Raw genomic sequence first — 10,729 nt, forward strand, 5'->3', positions numbered from 1 at the left:
AGCTTATACCAACGATTAAATAAGTCGCTTTTATTACTTTTTCATGACCATTCATCGCTAAGAACGAAATTAATCGTCATTTTTTTGACCTGAAAATCTAATTTTGTACAAAAACAAGAACAAAAAAATACAATTAACTATGCATCACTGTGTCTAGATCTCAAAATGATTATTATCTATTTTGAAATTATCCCCGAATCATATAAAGTTAGATTCATACCTAGCCGGTATTTAGGCTCCTTGCCAATAAATAATCTGAATCTATTGATTATTAAGCCTCATTTTTTAATGAGGCTTTTTTTATTCCTTAAAATGATAACTATTGGTAATGAAATGATCATTAGTTGCTGTGGTCAATTATTCTAAAGCAAACATGAAACTCTTCATTATTTGTCTAAAGTTACGATTTTATGACATCCTCTAATAACAACAATATCAAACCAATAGCCGTCAAAAAAATATCACTTCATTAAACCTGATACGATTTGTTTTCCATTCTGCTGTAAATAATCAATATCAGCTAAATAGCTCAGATGATGACCATCCGCTACATTCGCAATAAATTGGCTATTCCCTTCAGCCGCTTGTTGTTTCATAAAATCAACCAGCGTTTTTAGTCGCTCAATCATTGTCACTACCAATTGCTGACGCTGACTATTTGTCATACCGTATGCATCACAAAATAGCTTGGCACGAACAATCTGATCCGGCAGCTCTCCTAATTTGTCATAGACATGGGTTTTAAACGGAGCCCAACAATAAATAGCATACGCAAGATCCCATAACCTTGATGCAGGATGAGCAGTATCAAAATCAAAAATACCCACCACTTCATTACCTGATAATGCGACGTTATAAGGTGCATAATCACCATGACACATCACCTCAACTGGCTCACACTCAGGTAGCATCCAGACTTGGTCTTTGTAAGTTGCATCGGTAATAAATCCGACCGAGGCATCATGCAAGCGCCGAAGTAACTTACCAGCACTGATCACTGCTATATCTGATGTTACCGCTCCTGATAATGGATAGTTCGCGGTCTCTCCTTCAACAAAGGTTACAATTTCATTGTCCCCCTCAATAGCAACAAAACGTGGTAATCCTTCAATGCCCTGTTTTTCAAAATGTTGAAGTAACAAATGTACGCTTGACGAATAAAAATTTAGCGGCCTAACTACCGTATCTTTACGCTTAAAAATTGCGTTTTCACGCCCACTAGAAAGTATTTCCATCCCATTCTCTTAGTTTGCTTTACTGCCATTGCTTAAAGTCATAACGCATAAATAAGCTATGAGGATCAGGTAAATAGTCAGCAAACGGTTCACAATATTCAAAACCAAACTTTTCATATAAACGACAGGCTGACTCAAAAAAGTTATGTGAACCTGTCTCTAAGCTAATGGTTTTAAACCCCAGGCTATGGGCTTCAACTAACACATATTCTAGTAACCTTGCCCCAACACCGCGATTTCGAGCATCAATCTTCGTTCGCATTGATTTCAGCTCTGCATGGTCAGCATCAAGGCGTTTAATTGCGACACAGCCAAGTAATGTCTCACGTTCCCAACATGTGTAAAACGTCACATCATCGGTTTTGAGTCCATCAACATCCAATGCATGAACACTATCAGCAGGTGATGTCGCATACATATCTTCCAGGTGTTCCATTAGCAACTGAATGACTTGTGGGTGTGTTAAGTCACCAATTTTAATATCCATTTCAACATTCCTTTTCGCGTAACCTACTAAGCCGATAGTATTTGTGAAGATACGGGTTATAGCATGATCCTATTGGGCAAACATTGACTTACCCATTATTTATAAAATACAACCATAACGGGCTCTACAATACTTCAGCAATGTCTCGTTCAATTTAATTATTACAAATTTAAACATTCTCTAAATTTGCAACTACGCTAAATAGAGTACGTATCAAAAATGAGACAATTAACATCCTCTATGTATTACTCAGAAATAATGCGTTTCAACATTTTTTTCACCTTTCAGCGTTTATAACTTACGGCTAATAACGACGTGGAGATAGAAGGATACCATTCTGCTTATTTGCATCGGTGTGGTGTGTAACCCTTCAAAATAAACAATGAATATTATTAAGCAAAAACTTATTGGTGGCATGTCTTATGCCACCTTTACTTTCCTACTCGCACTCTATTTTACAGCCGTAATAAACTTACCTGTATATAAAGCACTGATTGGAATTTTTAACCAACTTGAAACGGTCAAACTTGGCTTTGTACTCACGATCCCGCTTTTCTTTCTTGCCTGCTTAAACTTTCTGTTTTCATTATTTAGCTGGCCTAAGATCAGCAAGCCATTCTTTATTACTTTGCTGATCCTATCGAGTATAGTGAGTTATGCAGGGTTCAATTATGGCGTTATGTTTGATTACGGTATGATTACCAACATAATGGAAACTGACAGTAGTGAGGCAAGCTCATACCTCAGCTTATACTCCGTAATGTGGACTATTCTCATGGGCATCATACCCGCGCTGATCATCTATAAACTGCCAATGAAACCACTAACGAACCCTTTTAAGTTTGTTACAGCTAAACTTGCATCAATGTTGATTTCATTAGTGGTTGTGGGATTAATTGCCGCAGCCTATTACCAAGATTATGCTTCGGTTGGGCGTAATAATAGCTATCTAAAAAAGGTCCTCATTCCTACTCAGTTTATTTATAGCACCAGCCAATATGTAAAAGACACTTACTTCACTACCCCACAGCCTTATAAACAAATAGGTTTAGACGCTACACAAAGTGATGTCGCACTGTCACAAGCACTAACAAAGCCGACACTTATGATCATGGTTGTGGGTGAAACCGCACGTGCACAGAATTACGAACTAAATGGCTACCACCGCCAAACTAATCCTTATACCCGTGAGTTTGATATGATTTCATTTCAAGATGTCACGGCATGCGGCACTGCAACCGCGGTATCGGTTCCTTGCATGTTTGCCAATATGACCCGAGAGAATTTTGATCGCTCACAGGCTGATAACCAAGATAACCTACTTGATATCATGCAACGTGCTAACGTTTCTCAGCTATGGAAAGAGAACGATGGTGGTGATAAGTCGGTAGCGAAGAATATTACTAAGATCGTGATAGATCGTTCCCGTAAAGATGAGATGTGCAATGGCTCGACTTGTTACGACATGGCGCTACTTGAAAATATCGATCAAGATATCGCAGATCTCAGTGGTAATCGTATGATCACGCTTCATTTAATTGGTAGTCATGGTCCTACTTATTATCAACGTTATCCGTCAAATAAAGCGATATTCCAACCTGATTGCCCACGTGCTGATATTGAAAACTGTAGCCAAGAGCAAATCATCAACAGCTACGATAATACGATTTTGTATACTGACTATGTGATCAGCCAAATGATTAAGAAACTAAAGCAGTTAAGTGAACAATATCATACTGCACTGGTTTACGTCTCAGATCATGGTGAGTCACTTGGTGAAAACGGTACTTATTTACATGGTATTCCCTATCGCTTTGCCCCTAAATACCAAACCAAAGTACCGCTGATGGTATGGATGTCGCCAAGCTTTCAAGACGCTAAAAATATTGACTATGCCTGTTTAAAACAATCGGCACACAAAACAGATACCTATTCTCACGATAATATCTTTCATTCCATGTTAGGTGTGATGGATATAAACACCGAAGAATACCAACCGCAATTAGATATTTTTAGCCAATGCCGCGAACAATTTGCTACTGAAGTCGCAAAAAATAACAATTAAGAATCATTAAGCCAGTTAAGCGGTATAAAAGAGAATAGATAGTTCATAATCTATTCTCTTTTCTATTATTTCTATATTGAACAACTGTCGAACTCATACAGAATGAAATTATTGCTAATTGAAGATCACCAAGATATTGCCAATATCATCTTCGACTTTTTTGAAATTAAAGGCTACACGCTAGATTACGCAAACAATGGTCTCCAAGGATACGAGCTAGCCAAGCAACATCATTATGATTTGATCATACTTGATATCATGCTGCCACGTATGGATGGCTACATGGTATGCCAGCAATTACGTGAAGATGGTATCGATACTCCAATACTCATGCTTACAGCCCGTGATACTCGTGAAGATACATTAGAAGGCTTCGCAACGGGTGCTGATGATTATTTAATTAAGCCTTTTGATTTAGAGATCCTTGAAGCAAGAATTACCGCTTTAACCCGTCGCCGTAAAGGAACTACAGCTACACAAATACTGCAATTTGGTGATTTGTCTCTTGATCTCAAAACTCACATCGCCACCCGTGAAAACACACAGATATCGCTGAATCCTACCCTATTTACCATTTTGAAATTAATGCTGTTACGAGCACCAAATATCATTAAGAAACAAGAAGTAATGAATACCTTATGGGGCGATGATGAACCTGAAAACAATGTACTACGCAGCCACATCTATCAGCTAAGAACTCAAATAGATAAAGGCTTTAGTCATAGCTATATCAAAACAATCCCTAAGGTGGGCTACCAACTCATCAAACAGATTAAAGAAGATAATCAGAAATGAAAAAACTACGCTCTGCACGCGAAATAACGTTTTTCTATTTTGCTGTTGTCGCTATAGCAATGATCACCATCCACTTCTCCTTAGTTGAATCAACAGTGGATGAACTCGAATTATTAAATGCACAAAATGCCCTAGAGCACAAAACTGAACAAGCAATTAATAAACTACAAAACACGCCTTCAGAATTACAATACATAACTAAAACCAGTCAAAGTTATGTTGGTTTAGCCAATGTTCCTAAACATTTTGATATTAAGGACGATCTACCCTACAACAAAGCGGTCGAAGTTTACCAACCCAATGGATACGCAACAGACTACTTTGTAATGAAAAGCTTAATGACCGAGCGTAACGGTCATCATGCCGATCTCTACACCTTTTACTTCGATGAAATTTACGAGTTTAGCGAAGATCAGATCTTTAAAGAGAATATCAAACAAGCCATTATTTCAGTCATACTATTGGTTATCACCTTGATGATTGTGATGTTAATTTCACGTCGCCTAAACCATCCTTTATCGGTTCTAACCCATCAACTACAACATCGCTCAGCCAATGATTTAAGCCCAATCGTTCTCCCTCATGGTGTTAAAACACAAGAGTTGACCATGCTTGTTGATAGCTTAAACCAGTACCAAAATCGTATTAAGCTATCCATCGAACGGGAAAGAGCATTTAATCGATATGCAAGTCATGAACTTCGCACACCACTAATGGTAATAAAAGGTGCAACGTCTTTATTAGCGCATTCTTCGGCCCCTGAGTTTATTGAAAAACAACGTGAGCGTTTGTTTAGCGCCTGTGAGGAAATGAACAATTTCGTGACAACGTTACTTTCTCTTACTCGTGAGGAAAATCTAAATGAGCTACAAAATCGTGAATTAACCAAAGAAGAATTAGAAGAAGTAGTACAAAGTCACTTACATCTATTAAAGAATAAGCCCGTCGAATGTCGTATTGAATTAATTCACTCTATTGACGTTAAAATTCCTAAAACCAGTTTAAAAATCCTAGTCGGAAATTTACTCAAAAATGCATTTGCTTGCACCGAAAAAGGCTCTGTGGTGATTAGTGTTACACCATCACGTATCTCAATCATTGATACTGGAATTGGATCAGAAAAGAAGCCAAGAGGCGTTGAAGGATATGGATTGGGATTACTGATAGCCCGTGATATATGCCATAAGTACGGTTATGAATTCGATCTTCTGAACAACCCATACGGTGGTTGTTGTGCGCAAATTAGCATTCAGCCAGATCAGTAATTTCACTAATATACCCAAACAACTTCAAGATGCCTGATTCAGAGCGAAGTCACTGAGTTGAATTCAAGGAAGACAACGAAGCGGAATAGCGAGCTCTTTCCAAGTTGTCTGACGCAAGAAGTCGGCTCAGTGACACGCTCCCAAAGGGCGAGCGTCCTTAGCTCTCAGACTTTGTTAACAATTCTCAATGTAGAACCAATATATCTACGAATCGTTGCCGCGCCTGAGAACTAAGGTCGTCTCGCTGAACACTGCATCTTGAAGTCGCTTGGGTATATAAACATAAAGAAAGGCAATCTCTGTATGTGACAGCGCTGCCTTCCGCCTTCATGATAGAATGTTTGCTTTATTCCAACTCAAGTTGCATCAGCAGTAAATCTTCACCATCCATCACTTGGGTATGATTACTTTGGCAATGGCTACAAACCACACTACGTTCGTTATGTGTCGTTTGCTTACCACAAGCTAAACAAGAGAGCACCAGAGGCTGAATTTGCATTTCAAACTCAGCTTCACGGCAAATACTTTCTAACTTAAAAGTTTGAAATGCCGTTTCTAACAACGCAGGTTCTACCCCGCTTAAAATACCGACTTTAATTGCAACACGAGTGACTTTAGTAGCGTCGTTGGCAACAGCATGTTGCTCACATTGCTCAATCAAAGCACCAACAATGGAATACTCATGCATTAGCAAATCCTCGGTAATAACTCACCTTGTGGCAAATCTAGATAACGACGACTGCCCCACGGACTGGTTAAAATTACGCGGCCTTGATGCTCATCACTCACTTGACCAATTACCGCAGCATCACCACAGGCAGCAAATGCACTTAATACTTCTAATGCTTTTTCTGCTTGTTCTTGCGGTAACGCAATAATGAATGTGCCTTCATTTGCCAGATCAAAAGGTTCAAAGCCGTAAAGCTCACATAAACCACGTACTTCTTCACTTACCGGCACATTTTCTTCGCTAACAGTAATACCTACGTTAGATGCTTGCGCCCATTCGTTCAGTACTGCAGATAAGCCACCACGTGTTGCGTCACGCATCGCATGAATATCAAGATCAGCGTCAATTAACGCCTCAACCGCAGGCCAGAGCGTATTGCAGTCACTCACCAATTCAGATTCAAGTGTTAAGCCTTCACGTGCCATTAAAATCGCAGCACCATGACGACCAATATCACGCGATACAATGATCACATCATCTTGCTTTAGGTTACGAACTGAAATGCCCTGCTTAACAATTGAGCCAACACCTGTGGTATTGATAAATAGTCCGTCAGCACAGCCTTTTGGCACCACTTTAGTATCACCACATACGATTTTTGCGCCTGAAATGCTTAGCTCTTTAGCCATGCTATCAACAATCGTTTTTAAGTTAGCAACATCAAAGCCTTCTTCGATGATCACGCTACAACTTAAATACTGAGGTTTTGCCCCCATCATGGCTAAGTCGTTGACTGTACCCGCAATGGCTAATTTACCGATATTGCCACCAGCAAAAAATAGCGGTGATACCGTAAAAGAGTCTGTGGTAAATGCCGTTTTGCCTTCAAATGTTAATACTGCTGCATCTTCTTCACTACGTAGAATATCGTTATCAAAGGCTTTAAAAAATAAACCTTTGATCAACTTATTCATTTCCTGACCGCCACCACCATGACTTAACTGAATAGACTTGGTTGAAGACAGGGTTGTTAAATCAATCTCACTCATTTACACACCTCGGTAACGGAAATAGGCATTGCAGGCACCTTCAGAGCTAACCATGCAGCTACCGAGTGGTGTTTGTGGCGTACAACCACGACCAAAAACTTTACAATCTTGTGGTTTGGCTAAGCCGCGAAGAATATCGCCACATTGACAGGCTTTATGATCGTCAATGGGTGTCATGGGTAAGCAATCAGCAAAACGTACTTCTGCATCACGATGCTTGAACATGTCATTGAGTTTAAGTGCAGAGTTTGGAATGGGTCCTAAACCGCGCCAGCGGAAACTATCACGCACATCAAAACAGCGTTTCACTGCTTGTTGAGCAACTGTATTGCCTTCTTCAGTCACAGCTCGTGTGTATTGCACATCAAGCTCTGGCTCACCGGCAATTTTTTGTTTCGTTAGACGAAGGATTGACTCCATGACATCAACAGGCTCAAAACCTGCAACCACAACAGGTGTGTTGTATTTCTCAACTAACGGGCGGTAAATTTTCGCCCCTTCAATCACACTCACATGTGACGGGCCAATAAACGCATTCACTTTAACCGCAGGATCAGCCATCACTGCATCAACAGCTGGCGGCACTAATACGTGATTAATGTGGAAATACAGGTTATTGATTTGACGCTGCTCGGCTTGTTCAACCAAGATGGCAGTCATTGGCGTGGAAGTTTCAAAACCAATTGCGAAGAAGACTACATCTTTGTCTGGGTTTTCAGTTGCAATGGTTAAACAATCCAGCGGATCGTAGATAGGTCGAATATCACAGCCTTTAGCACGATATTGCGCCAAACTGCCTTTTGAACCGGGAACACGGATCATATCCCCAAGCGTTACCAAAATTACATTTGGTTGACATGCCAAGGCGGCAGCATGATCAATACGCTCTTTAGGCATCACACAAACTGGACATCCAGGACCGTGGATAAAGTCGATATTGTCTGGCAATAACTGCTTTAAACCATACTTCATAATAGTGTGAGTATGACCACCACACACTTCCATCACCTTTAAAGGCTCTGGCAATTGTGGCGCTAATGCTTTGATTTGCTCAGCAAGGTTAAGCACCGTATCAGCATCACGAAAGCCTTGATATAACTGTTTTAAATCAAAACTCATAATGCTAAAGGTCCAGTTTCTGCTAATAGCTGGCGATACATTTCAAGGCTTTCTTGGGCATCTTTCTCATCAATTTTGCTCATCACAAAACCAATGTGAATTAAAACGTAATCTCCAATATTTAGCGGCTCCATTAATAGATGACAGCTCACTGTACGCTTAACGCCCATAGTATCAACGGTCACGCTATTATCTTGCTCATGAACCTCAACAACCTGAGAAGGAATAGATAAACACATGGTAATTACTTTCCTGCTACTTGGTTGTTATTGATCCACTCAACTAAAGGCTGGAAGCTTTCAGGCTGCTTGGTTGATAACGTGATAACTTCAACCTCAGGATTCAGTTTTTGTAGCTGTAATTTTGCTTCTTCAACACTGAAATCAAAGTAAGGCAGTAAGTCGCACTTAGTAATAAGAACCAAATCTGCGCGACGGAACATCACTGGGTATTTTTCAATTTTGTCATCACCTTCCGGTACCGATACCAAGACGATGTTTTTATGTGTACCTACATCGTAACTTGCAGGACAAACAAGGTTACCCACGTTCTCAACAAAACAGATATCTAACTCATCTAAGTCGATGTGATGCAGTGCAGAATGCACCATGAACGCATCAAGGTGACAAGCTGAACCAGTTTGAATTTGGTAAGCGTTAATACCCTGAGCTTGAAGGCGGTCAGCATCACGAGAGGTTTCTAGATCCCCTTCTACAACCGCATATTTAAGTGGTGTGTACTGATGTAGATGTTCTAACAATGTGGTTTTGCCACTACCTGGACTACTCATCAAGTTAAACGCCGTTACGCTCTTGGCATTAAAATGTGCACGGTTATGTGCCGCTTCCACGTCATTCTTATCAAGAATTTTATGAATCACCGATAAGGTTTTTTTATCGTTTAATTGTGGATTAGCTTGTAATTGATGATGGTGATGATGATCACCTTGAGGCAGTGAACAACCGCAATCTTGACACATAGGAACTCCAACCTACATCGGCTTACATCAGGTTTTTGTAATACACAAAAAGCTGTAAGCCCTGCAAAACCAAAATGGATAATGGCTATTAAACGTGCAATAGCCCAAAAATTTGAGCTGAGATTATCTATGCTATAAAGGAATAATGCAATTGTATGATGATTTATTTGCGTAGAACTATGATTTACGATATTAGTAGTTATATATCCAAGTCACCTGACGGTATTAAGGTATAATGCTGTTCAGATCAAGATACGAGCATTTGTCAGCTAATATTCAGACTTCATGACAATTAGCTGACAAAGGCAGTTTTTACACAACGTATCTTACGCTGATGCCGTATTAACACCGAAAGAGAAAGTAATATGCATTCTAAAACTACAAGCTTAAAAACGAAGCTACTAAAGGCTGCTGTTCCACTAGCTCTTGCATGCGCATTTACCGCAGCACCAGCTATGGCAAAAACAACAACAGTGCCAGCTGCTGCACCACAAATCACTGCTGAACAACAACACATTGCTCAACGTATTGGTGCAATTCAGCAAGAACTTGCCGGCATTCGTACTAAAACACTTCAGGCACACCCTGAACTAGTGAAAGAACTTAAAGCTTACGAAACTGCGTTTAACAACAAAGTTAAATCAATGGGTTACCACCCAGAGAAGCTAATCAAGCGCGCACAAGAAATCCAACTTGAAGCACGTAAAGAAGGCCTATCTAACGCAAAACGTACTGAGCTTGTGAAAGAATTTGCAGGTATCCGTACTGAGCTTGCTAAACAACAACGTACTATCCTTTCTGATCCTGCGATCAGCAAACAAGATAAGCAAGTACAACAAGACGTTATTACAGCAATGAAGAAGCAAGATCCTAAAGCATCAAAGCTTCTTGCTGAATTAGATGGCTTAGTTAAGCAATTTAAGAAAAGTTAATTTTACTGATTAGCTTTAACTAAACAAAAAAAGGATAGCGATCGCTATCCTTTTTTTATATCTCGTATTTGTATTTAGTAGGATTTTATTAAGACAAAAAATTAAATACGAAATATTTATATTCTCATTGCTA

At 39.6% G+C, this 10,729-nt stretch carries 11 protein-coding genes; 4 read left to right on the top strand and 7 right to left on the bottom strand.

What is annotated here, in order from left to right:
* Positions 1–461: 461 nt before the first annotated feature.
* Positions 462–1,235 carry an aminoglycoside phosphotransferase family protein gene (locus tag E5A76_RS08750; protein ID WP_161118688.1) on the bottom strand — a complete coding sequence of 258 codons (774 nt, stop codon included), beginning with the start codon at positions 1,233–1,235 and terminating at the stop codon, positions 462–464.
* Positions 1,236–1,254: 19 nt separating this feature from the next.
* Positions 1,255–1,722: a GNAT family N-acetyltransferase gene (locus E5A76_RS08755; RefSeq protein WP_107166527.1), complete on the bottom strand. Its 468-nt coding sequence runs from the start codon at positions 1,720–1,722 to the stop codon at positions 1,255–1,257.
* A 382-nt stretch (positions 1,723–2,104) separates the two neighbouring features.
* On the opposite strand from E5A76_RS08755, the gene E5A76_RS08760 reads away from it, so the two are divergent.
* The 3 genes from E5A76_RS08760 to E5A76_RS08770 all read left to right on the top strand — a co-directional run bounded on the left by E5A76_RS08760 (position 2,105) and on the right by E5A76_RS08770 (position 5,847).
* Entirely contained in the window at positions 2,105–3,787 is a 1,683-nt protein-coding gene (locus E5A76_RS08760; RefSeq protein ID WP_161118689.1) for a phosphoethanolamine transferase, read from the top strand.
* A 102-nt stretch (positions 3,788–3,889) separates the two neighbouring features.
* Positions 3,890–4,582 carry a response regulator transcription factor gene (locus E5A76_RS08765; protein WP_161118690.1) on the top strand — a complete coding sequence of 231 codons (693 nt, stop codon included), beginning with the start codon at positions 3,890–3,892 and terminating at the stop codon, positions 4,580–4,582.
* On the top strand, positions 4,579–5,847 hold the full coding sequence (locus E5A76_RS08770) for a sensor histidine kinase (protein WP_161118691.1): 1,269 nt from the start codon (positions 4,579–4,581) through the stop codon (positions 5,845–5,847). The genes E5A76_RS08765 and E5A76_RS08770 overlap by 4 nt, the downstream gene beginning before the upstream one ends.
* A gap of 346 nt (positions 5,848–6,193) precedes the next feature.
* Here E5A76_RS08770 and hypA read toward each other — a convergent pair whose 3' ends face one another.
* From hypA to hypB, 5 genes are read right to left on the bottom strand one after another with little or no spacing between them, the layout of a single operon-like run.
* Positions 6,194–6,535, bottom strand: a complete 342-nt coding sequence (gene hypA / locus E5A76_RS08775) for a hydrogenase maturation nickel metallochaperone HypA (protein ID WP_107218695.1) — start codon at positions 6,533–6,535, stop codon at positions 6,194–6,196.
* Positions 6,535–7,566, bottom strand: a complete 1,032-nt coding sequence (gene hypE, locus E5A76_RS08780; RefSeq protein WP_161118692.1) for a hydrogenase expression/formation protein HypE — start codon at positions 7,564–7,566, stop codon at positions 6,535–6,537. The genes hypA and hypE overlap by 1 nt, the downstream gene beginning before the upstream one ends.
* Positions 7,567–8,685: a hydrogenase formation protein HypD gene (gene hypD / locus E5A76_RS08785; protein WP_161118693.1), complete on the bottom strand. Its 1,119-nt coding sequence runs from the start codon at positions 8,683–8,685 to the stop codon at positions 7,567–7,569.
* Positions 8,682–8,924: a HypC/HybG/HupF family hydrogenase formation chaperone gene (locus tag E5A76_RS08790; RefSeq protein WP_053989583.1), complete on the bottom strand. Its 243-nt coding sequence runs from the start codon at positions 8,922–8,924 to the stop codon at positions 8,682–8,684. Before E5A76_RS08790 ends, hypD begins: the two co-directional genes overlap by 4 nt.
* Before the next feature lie 5 nt (positions 8,925–8,929).
* The gene (hypB, locus tag E5A76_RS08795; protein ID WP_053989582.1) at positions 8,930–9,664 is read right to left on the bottom strand and encodes a hydrogenase nickel incorporation protein HypB; all 735 of its coding nucleotides are present in this window, start codon (positions 9,662–9,664) and stop codon (positions 8,930–8,932) included.
* A gap of 365 nt (positions 9,665–10,029) precedes the next feature.
* On the opposite strand from hypB, the gene E5A76_RS08800 reads away from it, so the two are divergent.
* Positions 10,030–10,596: a hypothetical protein gene (locus E5A76_RS08800; RefSeq protein WP_053989581.1), complete on the top strand. Its 567-nt coding sequence runs from the start codon at positions 10,030–10,032 to the stop codon at positions 10,594–10,596.
* Positions 10,597–10,729: the final 133 nt, after the last annotated feature.

It is taken from the genome of Photobacterium lucens (genome assembly GCF_009873615.1).
In the GTDB taxonomy this organism is placed as follows: Bacteria; Pseudomonadota; Gammaproteobacteria; order Enterobacterales; family Vibrionaceae; genus Photobacterium; species Photobacterium lucens.